This window comes from uncultured Winogradskyella sp., assembly GCF_947498005.1.
Classification (GTDB): Bacteria; Bacteroidota; Bacteroidia; order Flavobacteriales; family Flavobacteriaceae; genus Winogradskyella.
In genome coordinates this window covers 116586-134611 of the sequence record NZ_CANMIW010000001.1, presented here as the reverse complement: position 1 = coordinate 134611, position 18026 = coordinate 116586, and the positions used below count along the sequence as shown (strand labels likewise).

Genomic DNA, 18026 nt, shown 5'->3' with positions numbered 1-18026 from the left:
TGAATTGGAATTAAAATGCGAAAATACAAAAACTGTTAATGATTACAAGTGTTTTTAGTAAATCTAAGCCTATAAACTTCATATTCGTTGCGGTTTATGTCTCGCTATTTTTTATTCTAACAAATTACACACTACTTTTTTCAGATTTAAATACCACTGTTGCAACACTCTTTAGATGGCTCGTGACGTTATTTTTAATTTTTCTGTTAGACTTTATTGTTGCTAAAAATAATTTAACGCAAAGAAATAGTTATGCAATTTTAACTTTTGGTTTACTGTTCGGGATGTTTCCAGATGCGATGGCTCATTTAAACATTTTAATATCTAATTTGTTTATACTATTTGCGTTAAGAAGACTTATCAGCTTGCACTCTAAGCTAAATATTAAAAAGAAATTATTCGATGCAGCATTTTGGATTACTTTGGCATCATTTTTCTTTTTTTGGTCAATATTGTTTTTTACCCTCGTTTTAGTAGCTTTAATTTATTACTCCCAAAATGATTTTAAAAACGTAATTGTTCCGTTTATAGCGGTATTAACCGCTATAATTTTACTATTGATTTATAATATTATTTTTTACGATTTATACTTTAGACCAGAAAACTTTGATCGTCATTCTAGTTTAGATTTTACGTCATATAATAGTAAAGAAAACGTTTTTAAACTTACCGTCATATTTAGTTCTCTTGTATGGACTTTATTCTATTATTTTAGAATGATACCTGATAAGAATAAAAAATTAAAACCTTCATATTTTATCATTGCGTGGGCTTCAATATTATCGCTTTTAATTGCGGTTATTGCTCCTGTAAAAAACGGAAGTGAGTACCTGTTTTTGTTTGCTCCGTTTTCTATAATTATGGCTAATTATATCGAAGTGATTTCAGAAAAATGGTTTAAAGAAGTATTTATTACGCTTTTATTAATTACACCGATAATTAGTTTACTGCTGTAATTTATTACCAAAGGCTAAATCGCCAGCATCGCCTAATCCAGGAATAATATAACCTTTTTCATTCAGTTTTTCGTCAATATCAGCAATCCAAAGTTTTACGTCAGAATTAAAAGCATTAGAGACATATTCTACACCTTCTTGCGCACCAATAATACTAACTAAATGAATTTCTTTTGGTGTTCCAAATGGTTTTAGCGCTTCAAAAGTAGCGACCATAGATTGTCCTGTGGCTAACATTGGGTCTGCTAATATTAAGGTTTTACCTTCTAAACTTGGACAAGCTAAATATTCCACTATAATTTCAAAACTTTCTGGGTCATGTTTATGATGTCTATACGCTGAAATAAAAGCGTTTTCAGCTGCATCAAAATAATTTAATAAACCATTATGTAACGGAACACCAGCTCTTAAAATAGAGCAAAGTACATTGTCTTTTTTGTGTAAAACGGTTGTTGCGGTTCCTAAAGGTGTTTCTATATCGTGTACTTCAAATTGAAGCGATTTACTTAATTCATAACCCATTATTTCGCCAATACGTTCTATGTTTCGTCTAAAGCGCATACTGTCTTTTTGTACGGTTTTATCTCTTAATTCAGACATAAAAGTATTTAATATTGAAGGCGTTTCAGAAAGGTTATGAATTTGCATAATATGTAATTTAGTTCGGTCGTTAAAGTTAATAATTCAAACTATATTTGTAAACATTAAATTGATTTCATTATGTTTTCAGAAAAAGCAAACGCCATATTTCAAGAGGTTATTAAGACTTACAAAGTTTTAAATACAGTAGACCAACCTTTTACAAATAAGTATGATAAAAACGATGATTTAATTGCACATTTATTATACAGAAAATCTTGGATAGACACGGTTCAATGGGCTTACGAAGATATTATTAGAGACCCAAACATTGATCCTGTGGCGGCTTTAAAGTTAAAGCGAATGATTGATGCTTCTAACCAAGATAGAACAGATACTGTTGAATTTATAGACAGTTATTTTCTAGATAAATTTAAAGACGTTTCTGTAAAACCAGATGCAAAAATCAATTCTGAAAGTCCAGCTTGGGCTATAGACAGATTATCAATTTTAGCCCTTAAAATTTACCACATGCATCTTGAAACCGTTAGAGAAGATGCAACTGATGCGCATAAAGCTTCTTGCCAAACAAAATTGAATGTTTTATTAGAACAACGTGTAGATTTAAGTACTGCTATTGACGATTTGTTAGAGGATATTTCTAAAGGCGAAAAGTACATGAAAGTGTATAAGCAAATGAAAATGTACAATGACGATGAACTTAATCCTGTTTTAAGAGGACAGAAGTAATTGATGAACCTGTAAGGTTTTCAGAACCTGACAGGTCTGTATAAGAATGCCAAAACCAAAACACATACTAGTCCTTAGGTTTTCTGCAATGGGAGACGTAGCAATGACAGTGCCTGTGTTGCGAGCATTAACCACACTACACCCTGAACTTAAAATAACAGTCGTAACTAGAGCATTTTTTAAACCTTTTTTTCAAGATTTGGAAAATGTAACTGTGTATGAAGCCGATTTAAAAGGCAAACACAAAGGTGTTTTAGGTCTTTATAAATTATCTAAAGAATTAATATCCTTAAATTTTGATGCTGTTGCAGACTTACATAACGTATTACGAAGTAAGATTTTAAAGTTCTTTTTCTTCGGAAAAAAAGTGGTGCAATTAAATAAAGGTAGAGCTGAAAAAAAAGCATTAGTTTCTGGGAAAAAGTTTACACAATTAAAAACCACACATCAACGCTATGCTGAGGTTTTTAAAGTTTTGGGTTATTCCGTAGATTTATCGCAACCTAGATTTCCTGAACCTAAATCTTTGTCTGAAAATTTAAAATCGTTTATATCAAAAACAGACTTAAAAACAATTGGCATTGCACCTTTTGCTGCACACCAAAGTAAAATGTATCCATTATCTCAAATGGAAGTAATAATTACAGAATTATCTAAAAATTACAATATCATCTTATTTGGAGGAGGACAAAAGGAAGTCGAAATTTTAAATCAGTTTGAAACCAAATATAACAACGTAACATCTGTAGCCGGAAAATTAAATTTAGAAGAGGAGTTAGCTCTTATTTCAAATTTAGACCTCATGTTAGCTATGGATTCTGGTAATGCACATTTAGCCGCAATGTTAGGCAAAAAAGTAATTACAATTTGGGGCGTTACGCATCCATTTGCGGGATTTGCACCTTTTAATCAACCAAAAGATTTTGCACTGACAGCAGACAGAGAACAATTCCCATTAATCCCAACATCAATTTACGGAAATAAGTTTCCTGAAGGTTATGAGAATGCTGCAGGTAGTGTTTCAGAAGCTGCAATCGTTTCAAAAATAAAAGCCGTTTTATAAAACTTCCTATTAGAATTTTTTGTCCTCAAAATTATACGAAGTTATATCACGGCAAATAATTAACCTAACATCAAATCGAGTGAAATTCTTTTTTTAGAATTTTGTATCGAGAACCTTTTGAAAATAAAAAGACCTATCAGAATTAAAATTCTGATAGGTCTTTTTGTCTTAAATCTAAAAGCGAAGCGATCTAGATTCTTGGCTCTATTTTAAACATCATCAAAATCCACAGCAATAGTAGCAGATGTAGGATGCGCTTGGCACGTTAAAATTAAACCTTCTGCAACTTCGCCATCCGTTAAAATATTATTCTGACGCATTTCTGCAGTACCTTCAGTTAACTTTGCGATACAACTACTACAAATTCCACCTTGACAAGAATAAGGTGCATCAATATCTTGTTTTAAAGCGGCATCAAGAATAGTTGCTTTTTGAGACATGTTGAATTCAAACTCTTCTTCATCAACAACCACTTTAATTTTAGTTTCGCCAGATGGTAAATCTGTAACAGCTTCAGCTTCAGTTTCAACAGGAGCTGTAAATAATTCAAACTTAATGGCTTTTTCTTTCACACCATTTTCAATTAAAACATCTTTAACTGTATGAATCATTTGTTCTGGTCCACAGAGGTAGAAATTTTCTATGGTAACACCTTTGTATTTGTTCTTTACAATAAGGTTAACAGTGCTTTTTTCAATACGTCCAAATAAGGCATCTTCTTCTTGCGATTGACTGTAAATAAAGTGCGCATGAAAACGATTATCGTACTCTTTTTTCAATTGTAATAATTGGTCAATAAACATAGCATCAGCCAATGTTTTATTACCATACACCAGGATAAAATTACTAAAAGGCTCTTCTTCTAAAAGTGTTTTTGCAATACTTAATACAGGTGTAATTCCGCTTCCTGCAGCAAAGGCAGCTACAGTTCTGGTTTTAGCCGCATTAGCTTCAAATATAAAGCGACCATTAGGTTCTGCAACCTCTAAAGTGTCGCCAGCTTTAAGTGCTGTGTTGGCATAGACAGAAAACGTTCCGTTTTCAACTGCTTTTACTGCAACGGTTACATTTCCGCTATTTTGAGAAGCACAAATAGAGTAATCTCTTCTAATATCTTCGCCGTTTATGGTAGTTTTTAAGGTAATATATTGTCCGGCTTTAAAGCTGAATTTTTCTTTAAGATTTTCAGGAATATCAAAGGTAATAGCAACTGAACTGTCTGTTACTTTATCAACTGATTTTATAGTGAGTGAATGAAATTGTGACATTATAAATAATTTTCTGCAAAGATAAACATTCTACTTTAGACCAGACAGGTTTCATAAACCTGTCTGGTCTTTTTTAATACATCTCATACCTAAGTTTCTTATACATAAGAAAATTATGTATATATTTGTAATACAATGAGCAATTCAAAATTATATAAAGGGAGTTTAAATACTATTATTTTAAAGCTTTTAAATGAGCACGATAAAATGTATGGTTACGAGATTACCCAAAAAGTAAAGGCATTAACCAAAGGCGAACTGAAAATCACAGAAGGCGCCTTATATCCTGCGTTACACAAGTTAGAAGCCGAAGGTTTACTAGATGTTGAAGTCGCAAAAGTAGATAATCGTTTGCGTAAATATTACAAGTTAACGGAAACAGGAACTAAAGAAACCGTGACTAAGCTTGAAGAATTAGCTGAGTATATTAAAACAATGCAAGCCTTGGTAAATCCCAAACTGGCATAATCAAGGTTGACCTCGCGGGTTTTAAAAACCTAGCAGGTCTAAAAGTAAATTAACAGTGAAACTAACAAAACAAGAAATACAATTCATAGACAACTACCTCATTAAAAATGAGGTTAAGTTTTGGGATGTGCGTATAGAATTACTAGACCACATTGTTTCTGCGGTTGAAGATAAAATGACTAACGAAGGTATTTCGTTTAATGAAGCTTTACTAGATGTTCATAGAAGTTTTGGCAACCAATTTATTGAATTTGGAGTTTCAAAAGATAAGATTTTTGAAAAAGGACTTTATCAGAGCAATGCTGGATTTAAGAAGTTTATTAGAAATAAGCAAAAAGAAATAGGAAGAAAAAACAGAAAACGGTATTGGGTTATATTTAGAGAAACGTTCTTTTTACAAAAATTTATATTAGAATATATTGTGTTCATACTTGCTATATTTATCACATATCAGTATAAACCTAAGGCAGCTTTTATGATAGCATTATTAGCTTTAGTAGTGCCAGAATTATTAAAGTTTAAGTACGTATTTAAAAAAGGAGTACGTCATTCCTTAAATGCTAACATGGTAGGTTTACTTAATACTTCATTTTTATGTTTTCAAGGAATGTTTTTAGATTTCTATAAAGATGAGTTTACATATAATGGCATAATTGATTATCGCTATATTATTTGTTTTTATGTTTTAGTTTATCCTTTAGTGAGAGTAAGTTTTAATCTATATAAAGAAGTGCTGAATACTACAAAAGAACGTTACAAGCTTTTAATATCATGAAACTAACCGAATCCCAAATACAAGACCTCTACTCATTTACAAGGCAACATTTTGTAGAACATTACGATTTACAAACCGAACTCGTAGATCATTTAGCCAATGATATTGAAACGCAGTGGCAAGAGCAACCAAAACTCAGTTTTGAAGATGCCAAAAACAAAGCCTTTAAAAAGTTTGGCATTTTTGGTTTTATGGATGCTATCGAGCAGAAAGGTAAGGCTATGAATAAACGCTATAGAGGATATTTGTGGAACGAGTTAAAAAAATGGTTCGAGATTCCGCAGGCATTTGCAACGTTAGGTTTGTTTCTTCTATTTTATTTTTCTTTTACATCATCTTTAGCTGTTGAATTAGCCATTACCTATTATGTTTTAGTAATTATTTGGTCTATAACAAAAAGTATCTTGCTGAATAGACAGTTTAAGCGTAGAAAAAAAGCATCAAATAAAAAATGGCTATTAGAGGAAATGATTTTTAAACAGGCAGGAGGTACGTCGTTAGTTTTTTTGTCTCAGATTTATAACATTCATATAGTGACTGGCGATTTCTTATCTAATCCTTATGTAATTGTATTATTAGCAATGGTATTTACTATTATCGCTTTAGTTTATTACATAAGCTTTGAACTGATTCCAAACAAAGCCGAAAAACTACTAAATGAAACCTATCCAGAATTTAGTTTGTAACAAATTCTTCGTTTTTAATACTTACTACATAAACCAACCCATCATTACATTATGATAAAACACTTTCTCAATCTAGAATGGAAACAATATTTCCGTTCGTCTTATTGGCAAAAAAACATGGCCATCAATATTTTAATGGTGTTTTTTGCGCTTTATTTTATTGTAATGTTTTTAGGCTTAGGCTTCGGACTTCTTCTAATTTTAAAGAAAACCTTTCCTGACCAAGACCCATTTGTAATAGCTAATGGCTATGTATTCTTCTGGATAATTGGCGACTTAATGATGCGCTTTTTTTTACAAAAGCTACCTGTAATGAGCGTAAAGCCTTTATTAACGCTACCTATTAAACGGTCAACCGTTGTTAATTATGTATTAGGAAAATCGGTAGCTTCCTTTTTTAATTTGCTGCCTCTGTTTGCTATAATTCCATTTAGTATTATGCTCATTATGGATGGTTATGCAACCTCAATGATAGTAACATGGCTATTTGCCATGATAATTTTGGTGCTAATTTCAAATTTCTTAAACTTTATTATCGAAGCATTTTCTTCAGAAAAGGAATTATCGTTTTTACCAATTATTACAGTGGTTGGTGTTTTATTTGGTTTAAATTATTTTGGAATATTGCCAATGACCTCGTTAATAGGAGATGCACTTTTAGGCATAGCGAATAATCCTATTCTAATCCTTATTCCATTAGCAATTTTGGCAGCGTGTTATGCTTACAATTTTAAAATTTTAAAAAGTAAACTCTTTTTAGATAGTTCTTTAAAATCTAAAGTTGAAGAAGTTAATGCGGCAGATTTATCTTGGACAGAACGTTTTGGAGACGTTGCACCATTTATGAAGCTAGATTTAAAACTCATTTGGAGAAATAAGCGTACCAAATCCATGGCGTTTTTACTATTAATTGGTGTGTTGTATGGTTTATTCTTTTATCCGCAACCTATGTATAGAGAAATGACTTTTATGTCTGCTTTTATCGGGATTTTTTCAACAGGATTTTTCCTTATTAATTTCGGACAATTCATTCCGGCTTGGGATAGTGGTTATTACAAACTGCTAATGAGTCAGAATATTAAATACGAGCAATATTTACGTTCAAAATTCATTTTAATGGTCATTAGTGTAGTGTTACTTTTTGTACTCGGCATTCCTTATGTGTATTTTGGTTATAAAATTTTAATTGCGCATTTCGCTGCAGCTATTTATAATATTGGTGTGAATACTCACGTGATACTTTGGGGAGGATCCTTCAATCGAAAAAAAATAGAATTAGATAAAAAAGCCGCTTTTAATTACCAAGGTACAGGTGCTGTACAATGGCTTATTGGTATTCCGTTAATGTTGGTGCCAATGGCAATGTTTGGCCTAGTAAATTGGTTAGTAGGTTTTGCAGCTGCAGTAGCTTTACTTATCGTTTTAGGATTGGTAGGCATCGTTTTTCATAAAAAACTAATGAAAGCCATTACACATAAATATCTAGATTCAAAATACAAAATGATTAACGCGTTTAGTCAAGACAATTAATACAACACAACCATGATACATACAAAAGACCTTTCAAAAACATATAACGGAACAACCGTTCTTAATATTGAAGAATTAACTATTCCTAAAGGCCAAAGTTTTGGTTTAGTTGGAAATAATGGTGCGGGAAAAACAACCTATTTCAGTCTATTACTAGATTTAATAAAACCTACCACAGGAAACATTACAAGTAATGATGTTGTTGTAGACCAAAGCGAAGACTGGAAACCTTTTACATCATCGTTTATAGATGAAAGTTTTTTAATCGGTTACCTTACACCAGAAGAATACTTCTATTTTATTGGAGAATTAAGAGGGCAAAACAAAGCCGATGTTGATAGCTTAACATCAAAATTTGAAGATTTCTTTAACGGAGAAATTATAGGAAAGAAAAAGTATCTTAGAGATTTAAGCAAAGGAAACCAGAAGAAAGCCGGAATTGTAGCTGCGCTTATTGGTAATCCTGAAGTTATTATCTTAGATGAACCTTTTGCAAACTTGGATCCAACAACTCAAATAAGACTAAAACAAATTATAAAAGATTTAGCCGAAAAACAAGGTGTCACTGTTTTAGTCTCTAGTCACGATTTAATGCATGTTACGGACGTATGCGAGAGAATTGTTGTGCTAGAAAAAGGAAATGTGGTAAAAGATTTAGAAACCAATCCTGCAACCTTAAAAGAGTTAGAAGCGCATTTTGCTAATGGAGCAGTGGTTTCTCAGGAGGAGGAGTAAAAGCCCCTTTAATTCCCCAAAGGGGAAAACTGATATATGCACAACTTGCGAGTATTGTACGTTGTGCTTTTTCATAATTACAATTCTATTTTTTAAGTAACAGTGAGCCTTTACGTCCCTCTGCCTTCGCGTGAATTTTATGTTTTCAATAAAATCCCTTAGCAACAAAGCATTCTAATATCTTCTAAAATTCAGCCGCAAATTCAAAAAGATGCTTATTTTTACCACCTAACACACTAAACAGTGCGTTTTTCAGTTATCTATAATACCAATTTAATATTGAATTATGTGCAATAATTTAATGTTAAATGGGTATCAAATTAAATAGAACCAACGTTTGAAAACCTATTACAAATTTATATTACTCCTATCATGTGTAGCTTTGATTGCTCAAAGTTGTTCGCGAAAAAAAGATAAATTCATAAATAAGAAGTTTCATGCTCTTGCAACTAAATATAATGTGCTTTATAATGGTAACATAGCTTTAGAACGCGGAATTGAAGGTGTAAATAATGAATTCACTGAAAACTTTTGGGAGCTTTTGCCTATTGAAAGAATGGCTGTTGCAGAAGATATTTTCCTTCCTGGCCAGATTAAAAATGCAGATTTTGAACGTGCGGAGGAAAAAGCGATCAAAGCGATCCAAGTACATGGAATGAATATTGGAGGTAAAGAAAAAAATCCTCAAATAGATGAAGCCTATTTACTTTTAGGTCAAGCACGTTATTTTGATCAGCGTTTTGTGCCAGCTATGGCAGCTTTTAATAATATTTTAAATAAATATCCTACTAGCGATAAAATTAATCAGGTAAAAATTTGGCGCGAAAAAACAAGCATGCGTTTAGATAATGATGCTGGTGCTATAGAAAAATTAAAACGTTTACTTGAAGAGGAAAAAGGTGTTATTGAAGGTCAGGATTTGGCAGATGCTTCAGCAGCATTAGCTCAGGCTTATCTTAACACAAAATCTAAAGATAGTGCTATTGCTCAGTTGGCTATAGCTGCAGAACACACAAAAATTAAAAGAGAAAAAGCACGTTACCATTTTATTAGAGGACAATTGTATAACCAGTTTGGTAAAAAAGATAGTGCTAATATAGAATTTGATGCTATTATAGATATGCATCGCCAAGTACCACGTTCATTTTATATAAATGCCCATTTAGAAAAGTCTTATAATGCAGATGCGTCAAATGTAGATGATGTTGAGTTTCAAGAATATCTTACAGATTTAGAAGAAAATAGAGAGAATAGGCCCTTTTTAGATAAAATATATTATCGTATTGCAGAGTATCATCGTCATAAGATGTCAGATAGCCTTGCTGAAGTTTATTATAATAAATCGCTTAGAAAAACAAAATCAGATAAATATCTTAGATCCCTCAGTTACGAAACTTTAGGTAACATGTATTTTGATAAAAATGTTTACAAAACTGCAGGAGCTTATTATGATTCTACATTGACGGCTATGGTGTTAAATTCTAAACCATATAGAATTATAAAAAAGAAGCGTGAAAATCTTGATGATGTTATATATTATGAAAGCATAGCACAAACTAATGATAGCATCTTAAGGGTTGTAGCTTTACCTAAATCAGAGCAATTAGCAATTTATACACAGCATGCAGAGAACCAAAGGTTAAAAGCATTAGAAGAAAAAAAGGAACGAGAAGAAGCTATAAAAAAACAAAATAATCAACCAACGCCTAGTAATAACAATAGCCAAAGAGCTGAACGTAGCCCTAGAGCGGCAGGAAGTCCTCCAGGAATGATTACTGATACGCAACGAAGATCAGGAAGTAGTAGCTTTTACTTTTATAATACAACAACGGTTTCTTATGGTAAAAGTGAGTTTTTAAAAATTTGGGGAGATCGTAAACTTCAAGATAATTGGAGGCACTCTAGTGAGCGAGCTAGTATAGCAAATTCAACTAAATCAGACAGTTCATCTGTAGATGAGGTTGTAGATGTTCGCTTTAATCCAGAAACGTATTTAGCATCGTTACCAACTAAAAAAGTAGAATTAGACAGTATTGCTAAAGAGCGTAATTTCGCATATTATCAATTAGGAATAATCTATAAGGAAAAATTTAAGGAACTTATTTTAGCAAAAGATAAGCTTGAAAAGCTCCTAGAGAATAATCCTGAAGACCGATTAATTTTACCTTCAAAGTATAATTTATTCCGTATATATACTGAACTTGGATTAAACAGAAGAGCAGAAGAAATGAAACTAGCAATAATTACCGATTATCCAGAGTCGCGTTATGCAGAAATTCTTTTAAATCCACAGTCAGAATTATCTAAGGACGAAAATAGTCCGGAAGCAATATACACAAGGCTTTACAAACAGTTTAATGATGAAGAATACGAGGCTGTTATTGCGGAAGCAGAAGCGCAGATTAAGCGATTAGAAGGCGATGATTTTGTGCCTAAGTTCGAAATTTTAAAAGCATCTGCCAATGGAAGACTTTTTGGTTTTGAAGCTTATAAAAAAGGAATTAATTATATTGCTTTAACCTATGGCAATACAGAAGAAGGGAAAAAGGCGTTAGATATTATAGAAAACGCATTTCCTATATTAGAGAAAAAGGAATTTGTAGTAGATGATGCTGCAGATAAATTCAATGTTATTTTTCAGTTCGAAAATAATTCGGGTGAAGATATTGAAGCGTTTATTAAGATTTTAGATGAAGAAGTAGCTAAAATAAAGTACTTTGATCTAACTACATCAAAGGATGTTTATGATGAAAACACTACCTTTGTTGTTGTTCATGGATTAAAAAGTATTGGCGGAGCAAATGGATTTGCTGAATTACTTAAGTCAGAAGAAAAAGACAAGAGAGGTCGACCTATTAAACCTAAAATAACTAGGCCATACTTTGCAATTTCATCACCGAATTACGCCATAATTCAGAGACACAAAAACTTAAATGCGTACTTAAAATTACAGTAATTTAAAACCAAATCAACATGTTTTCACCAGACAAAAAAAAACAAAAACACTCAAGTATGGAAGCAACTACACAACAAAATATCATAGCACAAGGCACTAAAATTGTAGGCGATATTGCAAGTCAAGGACCATTTAGAATAGACGGAACTGTAGAAGGTAACGTAAAAACATCTGGTAAAGTGGTTGTAGGTAAGTCTGGTTACATAAAAGGAACTTTACAAGGCGAAAATGCAGATTTTGAAGGTAAATTTTCTGGTAAACTTATATTATCTGGAACATTATCTCTTAAATCTACAGCTCATATTGAAGGCGAAGTACATATTACAAAATTAGCTGTAGAACCTGGAGCAACATTTAATGCTACTTGTAGTATGAAAGGAACAGTTAAATCATTATCTAACGAAGCTAGTAAGCCACAACTTTCACAAAGTGCCCAAACCAGGTAATAGACCAAGTAAGTATTTAAGATTTACGTCAGTTGCGTTTCAAATGGGAGGCACTATTTTTCTTGGTAATTATTTAGGTCAATGGCTAGACGCCAAGTATGATAGAGATTTTTGGGAAACTACACTAACACTTTTATCTGTTTTTGCTTCAATGTATTTAGTAATTTCTCAGGTCATTAAAGTTTCTAAGGAAGATGATTAAGGCAGTAGCGACTTACATTATTTCTTTTAGCATATTGTTTGCGCTTATTTATGTTTCGCAGAATTATATTCTTAACGCATCAGGTAAAGTTATAAGATTTAGTCTTTGGGATACAAATATGTTTTTTGCTTTATCGTCATTTATAATCTGTATACATTTTCAATTCTTTTCAGGTATAAAAAGCATTCAACCTCAATTAGGATTTATCTATTTGCCGACGTTATTTATAAAAGGTATTTTGTTTTTTCTCATGTTTAAAACTTCAATCTTTGAATTGGAAGCCTTATTAACAGCAGAAAAATTAAATCTTTTAATTCCATTGTTCTTGTTTCTAGGACTAGAGGTGTTTTTTGTCGTTAAAATCATTACTAAAAACGAGACCTAAATATTAAGCATAAAAACGCATTGTTATTTTAATAAATTACGTACTTTTGCACCGAATTTGAAGAGAGTAGATTTTTGATTTTATAACAATGAATATATTTCAACAAAGTTTTAAATTTTTAGCACTAGCATTATTAGTGTTTCTGCCTACATCAATTTTTGCAAATAGCGAAGGAGGAGATGGTGGTCAAGTAGACACAAAGAAAGAAGTTGAAGATTACATTCTTCACCACATTCAAGATTCTCACGATTTTTCTTTGTTTTCTTATACAAGCGATGAAGGAGAAAGAAAACATTTTGGTTTTCCATTACCAGTAATTTTATGGTCTTCTGATGGCTTAAAGACTTTTATGTCTTCTGAGTTTCATCACAATGATGACGGAACTGTTATTGTGGAAAAAGATGGTGTAAAATTCGCAAAGATACATTCCAAAATATATGAATTAGATGCTGGAGCATCTTCAGTTAATTTTGATGCAGATCATCACGCAACAAACGGTCATAAAGTTTTGGATTTTTCAATTACCAAAAGTGTATTTGGTGTATTGGTTATTGGTTTACTAATGTTGTTTTGGTTTTCTAGTTTAGCAAGGCAATACAAGAAAAAGCAAATCCCAACAGGTTTTGGTCGTGTATTAGAGCCATTAGTACTTTACGTTAGAGATGAAATCGCAAGGCCAAACATTGGTGATAAGCATTACAGAAGATTTACAGGTTATTTGTTGACGGTGTTTTTCTTTATCTGGTTTTTAAATTTAGCAGGTCTTACACCTTTAGGTTTTAACGTTACAGGTCAATTAGCTGTTACGGCTTGTTTAGCAATTTTTACACTTGTTATATATACAGTTAGTGGTAACAAAGATTATTGGATGCACATTTTATGGATGCCAGGAGTACCAGTTTTAATTCGTCCGGTTTTAGCGATTATTGAATTAGCAGGAGCTTTAGTTATTAAGCCATTCTCATTATTAGTACGTTTATTCGCAAACATTTCTGCTGGTCACATTGTTGTTATGAGCTTAATTGCTATTATGTTCACCTTAAAGGAAGCTTTAACAGTTCCTGGAGCAATGGGTTTATCATTTGTATTATCATTTTTTATATTACTAATTGAAGTATTAGTTGCGTTTTTACAAGCGTACATATTTACAATGCTTTCAGCTCTATTTATTGGTATGGCTGTTGCAGAACACGATCACGAGCATGAGCACGATGATCATGGACATGAAATTCCTGATGCGCAAGACGTAAGAGGTGATTTCATTTAATAAGAGTTTTTTTAATTTAACTATAAATATTTTTACTATGTACAATTTAATTGGAGCAGGATTAATCGTAATCGGAGCAGGTATTGGACTTGGTCAAATCGGTGGAAAAGCAATGGAAGGTATTGCTCGTCAGCCAGAAGCGACAGGTAAGATTCAAACAGCGATGATTATCATTGCGGCACTTTTAGAAGGTTTAGCATTTGGTGCTTTATTCTTAGGAAAATAAGAACCGAATTAAACTTACAAAAACACTATCCTGTAACGGTTGGTTACAGGACGTGTTTTTAAATTAAAAAAAAGACAAAACACTTAATTACTTAATAATATGGATAAGTTATTAAACGATTTTTCACCAGGATTATTTGTAGTATCAACAATATTATTGTTGGCACTGATCGCTTTAATGGTAAAATTTGCATGGAAACCAATTCTTAACTCATTAAATGAAAGAGAAGAAGGAATCCAAGGTGCTTTAGATGCTGCTGAAAAGGCTAAGCGTGAAATGGCAAATCTGCAGGCAGATAACCAAAAATTATTGCAAGAAGCGCGTTTAGAAAGAGAAACAATGCTAAAGGAAGCTCGCGAACTTAAAAGCAAAATGATTGCAGATGCAGAAGAGGAAGCTAAAACACAGGCTAACAAAATGATCGCTCAGGCACAAGATGCAATTGCTAGCGAAAAGAAGGCTGCTATGGCAGAAATTAAAAGCCATGTAGCAGGTTTATCTTTAGAGATAGCAGAAAAAGTAGTGCGTAACGAATTATCTAATAAAGACAAGCAACTAGAGTTAGTAGAGTCTATGTTAGGTGAAGCAACTTTAAACTAGTAAGACATGTCAGGATCAAGAGCAGCAATTAGATACGCTAAAGCGGTTTTAAGTATAGCAACAGATCAGAAATCTGCAGATGCAGTAAATAGTGATATGAAAACTATCGCTAATGTTATTGCTGAAAATAAAGATTTAAACCAGATGCTTCAAAGTCCTGTTGTAAGATCTTCAGATAAAAAAGCAGTATTAACATCTGTTTTTAAAGATGCAAATACTTCAACTACTAATTTAATAGATACGTTAATAGCTAACAAAAGATTACCTTTATTGAGTGATGTTGCTGTTAGTTATACGCAATTATTTGATCAGCTAAGAGGTAGCCAAGTAGCATCTGTTACAACTGCTGTGCCTTTAACGGATGATTTAAAAACGAAAGTATTAGCAAAGGTTAAAGAACTAACTGGTAAAGAAGCAGAAGTAGAAAATATAGTTGATGAAAGCATTTTAGGTGGTTTCATACTTAGAGTTGGAGATATACAGTATAATGCTAGTATTTCAAACAAACTCGATAAATTAAAAAGAGAATTTACACTAAATTAATATAGTTTTAGATAAGCCCAAAAGGCTAACAGCTAAAAGCTAAAGACTAAAAAAGATGGCAGAAGTAAAACCAGCTGAAATATCAGCAATCTTAAAACAACAACTTTCAGGTTTTGAAGCAAGTGCTTCATTAGACGAAGTAGGAACAGTATTAACTGTAGGTGATGGTATTGTACGTGCTTACGGATTGGCTAACGCGCAATATGGCGAATTAGTAGAATTCGAAGGTGGTGCAGAAGGAATTGTACTAAACCTTGAGGAAGATAACGTAGGTATTGTACTTTTAGGTACTTCAGTAGGCGTAAAAGAAGGGTCTACCGTAAAACGTACTGAACGTATCGCATCTGTAAAAGTAGGTGAAGGTATTGTTGGTCGTGTGGTAGATACTTTAGGTAACCCAATTGATGGTAAAGGACCAATAGCAGGTGATACTTATGAAATGCCTTTAGAGCGTAAAGCACCAGGTGTTATCTATAGAGAACCAGTAACTGAGCCATTACAAACTGGTATTAAGGCAATTGATGCTATGATTCCTGTAGGTAGAGGTCAACGTGAGTTGGTTATTGGTGACCGTCAAACAGGTAAAACAGCTGTTTGTATTGATGCTATCTTAAATCAAAAAGAATTTTACGATGCAGGCGAGCCTGTTTATTGTATATATGTTGCTGTAGGTCAAAAGGCTTCAACAGTAGCTTTAATTGCTAAGACGTTAGAAGAAAAAGGTGCTTTAGCTTATACAACAATAGTAGCTGCAAATGCATCAGATCCTGCTGCAATGCAAGTTTACGCTCCTTTTACAGGTGCTTCTATTGGAGAATATTTTAGAGATACTGGTAGACCAGCGTTAATTGTTTTTGATGATTTATCAAAACAAGCCGTTGCTTACCGTGAGGTATCTTTATTATTAAGACGTCCTCCAGGACGTGAGGCATATCCTGGTGATGTATTTTATTTACACTCAAGATTATTAGAGCGTTCTGCAAAAGTAATTAACGATGATTCTATCGCTAAAGAAATGAACGATTTACCAGAGGTTTTAAAGCCTTTAGTAAAAGGTGGTGGTTCATTAACAGCTTTACCAATTATTGAAACGCAAGCAGGTGACGTTTCTGCATATATCCCAACTAACGTAATTTCTATTACGGATGGTCAGATCTTCTTAGATGGTGATTTATTTAACTCTGGTGTACGTCCAGCAATTAACGTAGGTATTTCTGTATCTCGTGTTGGTGGTAACGCTCAGATTAAATCAATGAAGAAGGTATCTGGTACATTAAAATTAGATCAAGCTCAGTTCCGTGAATTAGAAGCATTTGCTAAGTTTGGTTCGGATTTAGATGCTGTAACTTTAAATGTAATTAATAAAGGTAAACGTAACGTTGAAATCTTAAAGCAAGCGCAAAATGATCCTTTTAAAGTAGAAGATCAAGTTGCAATTATATATGCTGGTTCTAAGAATTTATTAAAGGATGTTCCTGTAGATAAAGTAAAAGAATTTGAACGTGATTATTTAGAGTTCTTAAGAGCGAAGCATAGCGACGTACTTAGTACTTTAAAAGCAGGTAAATTAACTGATGAGGTTATTGATACACTTACAACTGTAGCAAAAGACCTTTCAGGAAAGTATAAAGGATAATAGATCTTGTCATCCTGAACTTGTTTCAGGATCTCAATAGTAATAAAAAGATTCTGATATAAATTCAGAATGACAAAAAGAGATTATGGCGAATTTAAAGGAAATTAGAAACAGAATATCATCGGTATCTTCAACGATGCAGATTACTAGTGCTATGAAAATGGTATCTGCTGCAAAGTTAAAGAAAGCTCAAGATGCTATTACAGCAATGCGACCTTACTCTAATAAGTTAACAGAATTACTTCAGAGTTTAAGTGCAACTTTAGATGCTGATTCTGGAAGTAAATATTCTGAGCAACGTGACGTAAATAAAGTACTTATTGTTGCGGTAACTTCTAATAGAGGTTTAGCTGGTGCATTTAATTCTAATATTATTAAGCAAGTAACAAAACTTGCTAATGAAACTTATGCTAACAAAGACGTATCTTACTTAGCAATAGGAAAGAAAGCTAATGATGCATTCAAAAAAACGAATAAAGTTATTGCAAATAAAAGTGATTTGTTTGATGACTTAACGTTTGACAATGTTGCTGAAATTGCAGAAATGTTAATGGATAAGTTTGTTTCTGGAGAGTTTGATAAGATAGAGGTTGTGTACAATCACTTTAAAAACGCTGCAACTCAAGTTATAATGACAGAGCAATTTTTACCAATTGTACCTGTTGAAAGTGATGACAATGTAAATTTAGATTACGTATTTGAACCTTCAAAGTTAGAAATTGTTGAAGAGTTAATTCCAAAGTCGTTAAAGACACAATTATATAAAGGCATAAGAGATTCTTTTGCTTCTGAGCATGGTGCACGTATGACAGCAATGCATAAAGCAACAGATAACGCTACAGAATTGAGAGATCAACTTAAGTTAACATATAACAAAGCACGTCAAGCTGCGATTACTAATGAGATCTTAGAAATTGTTGGTGGAGCAGAGGCTTTAAACAACTAAAACAGGAGG

The 18026-nt window shown here is 32.6% G+C and carries 20 protein-coding genes; 18 read left to right on the top strand and 2 right to left on the bottom strand.

Features of this window, described 5'->3' with window-relative positions; translation table 11 throughout:
- Window positions 1-38: 38 nt before the first annotated feature.
- Window positions 39-956 carry a DUF6427 family protein gene (locus Q0891_RS00700; protein WP_299098136.1) on the top strand — a complete coding sequence of 306 codons (918 nt, stop codon included), beginning with the start codon at window positions 39-41 and terminating at the stop codon, window positions 954-956.
- On the opposite strand, the gene upp is transcribed toward Q0891_RS00700, so the two are convergent.
- Window positions 945-1604: a uracil phosphoribosyltransferase gene (upp, locus tag Q0891_RS00695; protein WP_299098135.1), complete on the bottom strand. Its 660-nt coding sequence runs from the start codon at window positions 1602-1604 to the stop codon at window positions 945-947. The genes Q0891_RS00700 and upp overlap by 12 nt on opposite strands.
- 72 nt (window positions 1605-1676) lie before the next feature.
- On the opposite strand from upp, the gene Q0891_RS00690 reads away from it, so the two are divergent.
- Both Q0891_RS00690 and Q0891_RS00685 read left to right on the top strand, forming a co-directional pair.
- On the top strand, window positions 1677-2285 hold the full coding sequence (locus tag Q0891_RS00690) for a DUF4254 domain-containing protein (RefSeq protein ID WP_299098134.1): 609 nt from the start codon (window positions 1677-1679) through the stop codon (window positions 2283-2285).
- A 46-nt stretch (window positions 2286-2331) separates the two neighbouring features.
- Window positions 2332-3348: a glycosyltransferase family 9 protein gene (locus Q0891_RS00685; protein ID WP_299098133.1), complete on the top strand. Its 1017-nt coding sequence runs from the start codon at window positions 2332-2334 to the stop codon at window positions 3346-3348.
- Between the two features lie 209 nt (window positions 3349-3557).
- Here Q0891_RS00685 and Q0891_RS00680 read toward each other — a convergent pair whose 3' ends face one another.
- Window positions 3558-4616: a ferredoxin--NADP reductase gene (locus Q0891_RS00680; protein WP_299098132.1), complete on the bottom strand. Its 1059-nt coding sequence runs from the start codon at window positions 4614-4616 to the stop codon at window positions 3558-3560.
- 135 nt (window positions 4617-4751) lie between these two features.
- Between Q0891_RS00680 and Q0891_RS00675 the strand changes: the two genes are divergently transcribed.
- The 15 genes from Q0891_RS00675 to atpG all read left to right on the top strand — a co-directional run bounded on the left by Q0891_RS00675 (window position 4752) and on the right by atpG (window position 18017).
- Window positions 4752-5084 (top strand): PadR family transcriptional regulator, encoded by a 333-nt coding sequence (locus tag Q0891_RS00675; RefSeq protein ID WP_157364119.1) that lies wholly within the window; start codon window positions 4752-4754, stop codon window positions 5082-5084.
- A 55-nt stretch (window positions 5085-5139) separates the two neighbouring features.
- Window positions 5140-5859 carry a hypothetical protein gene (locus Q0891_RS00670; protein WP_299098130.1) on the top strand — a complete coding sequence of 240 codons (720 nt, stop codon included), beginning with the start codon at window positions 5140-5142 and terminating at the stop codon, window positions 5857-5859.
- Window positions 5856-6545: a hypothetical protein gene (locus Q0891_RS00665; protein WP_299098128.1), complete on the top strand. Its 690-nt coding sequence runs from the start codon at window positions 5856-5858 to the stop codon at window positions 6543-6545. Before Q0891_RS00670 ends, Q0891_RS00665 begins: the two co-directional genes overlap by 4 nt.
- Window positions 6546-6596: 51 nt before the next feature.
- Complete coding sequence (locus tag Q0891_RS00660; protein ID WP_299098126.1) at window positions 6597-8075, top strand: DUF5687 family protein; 1479 nt, start codon at window positions 6597-6599, stop codon at window positions 8073-8075.
- Between the two features lie 12 nt (window positions 8076-8087).
- Window positions 8088-8810 (top strand): ABC transporter ATP-binding protein, encoded by a 723-nt coding sequence (locus Q0891_RS00655; protein WP_299098124.1) that lies wholly within the window; start codon window positions 8088-8090, stop codon window positions 8808-8810.
- Window positions 8811-9147: 337 nt separating this feature from the next.
- Complete coding sequence (locus Q0891_RS00650) at window positions 9148-11766, top strand: tetratricopeptide repeat protein (protein ID WP_299098122.1); 2619 nt, start codon at window positions 9148-9150, stop codon at window positions 11764-11766.
- 17 nt (window positions 11767-11783) lie between these two features.
- A complete protein-coding gene (locus tag Q0891_RS00645; RefSeq protein WP_299098120.1) occupies window positions 11784-12212 on the top strand; it encodes a polymer-forming cytoskeletal protein in 429 nt (142 codons plus the stop codon).
- On the top strand, window positions 12196-12414 hold the full coding sequence (locus Q0891_RS00640; protein WP_299098118.1) for an AtpZ/AtpI family protein: 219 nt from the start codon (window positions 12196-12198) through the stop codon (window positions 12412-12414). The genes Q0891_RS00645 and Q0891_RS00640 overlap by 17 nt, the downstream gene beginning before the upstream one ends.
- Complete coding sequence (locus Q0891_RS17275; protein WP_367179551.1) at window positions 12407-12799, top strand: DUF6168 family protein; 393 nt, start codon at window positions 12407-12409, stop codon at window positions 12797-12799. The genes Q0891_RS00640 and Q0891_RS17275 overlap by 8 nt, the downstream gene beginning before the upstream one ends.
- Window positions 12800-12887: 88 nt before the next feature.
- Window positions 12888-14066: a F0F1 ATP synthase subunit A gene (gene atpB, locus Q0891_RS00635; protein WP_299098116.1), complete on the top strand. Its 1179-nt coding sequence runs from the start codon at window positions 12888-12890 to the stop codon at window positions 14064-14066.
- Between the two features lie 37 nt (window positions 14067-14103).
- Entirely contained in the window at window positions 14104-14292 is a 189-nt protein-coding gene (gene atpE, locus Q0891_RS00630; protein WP_013993139.1) for an ATP synthase F0 subunit C, read from the top strand.
- Window positions 14293-14391: 99 nt separating this feature from the next.
- Entirely contained in the window at window positions 14392-14892 is a 501-nt protein-coding gene (locus tag Q0891_RS00625) for a F0F1 ATP synthase subunit B (RefSeq protein WP_299098114.1), read from the top strand.
- Between the two features lie 6 nt (window positions 14893-14898).
- The gene (gene atpH / locus Q0891_RS00620) at window positions 14899-15435 is read left to right on the top strand and encodes an ATP synthase F1 subunit delta (RefSeq protein WP_299098112.1); all 537 of its coding nucleotides are present in this window, start codon (window positions 14899-14901) and stop codon (window positions 15433-15435) included.
- A gap of 55 nt (window positions 15436-15490) precedes the next feature.
- Window positions 15491-17071: a F0F1 ATP synthase subunit alpha gene (atpA, locus tag Q0891_RS00615; protein ID WP_299098110.1), complete on the top strand. Its 1581-nt coding sequence runs from the start codon at window positions 15491-15493 to the stop codon at window positions 17069-17071.
- Window positions 17072-17156: 85 nt separating this feature from the next.
- A complete protein-coding gene (gene atpG, locus Q0891_RS00610; protein WP_299098108.1) occupies window positions 17157-18017 on the top strand; it encodes an ATP synthase F1 subunit gamma in 861 nt (286 codons plus the stop codon).
- Window positions 18018-18026 lie beyond the last annotated feature (9 nt).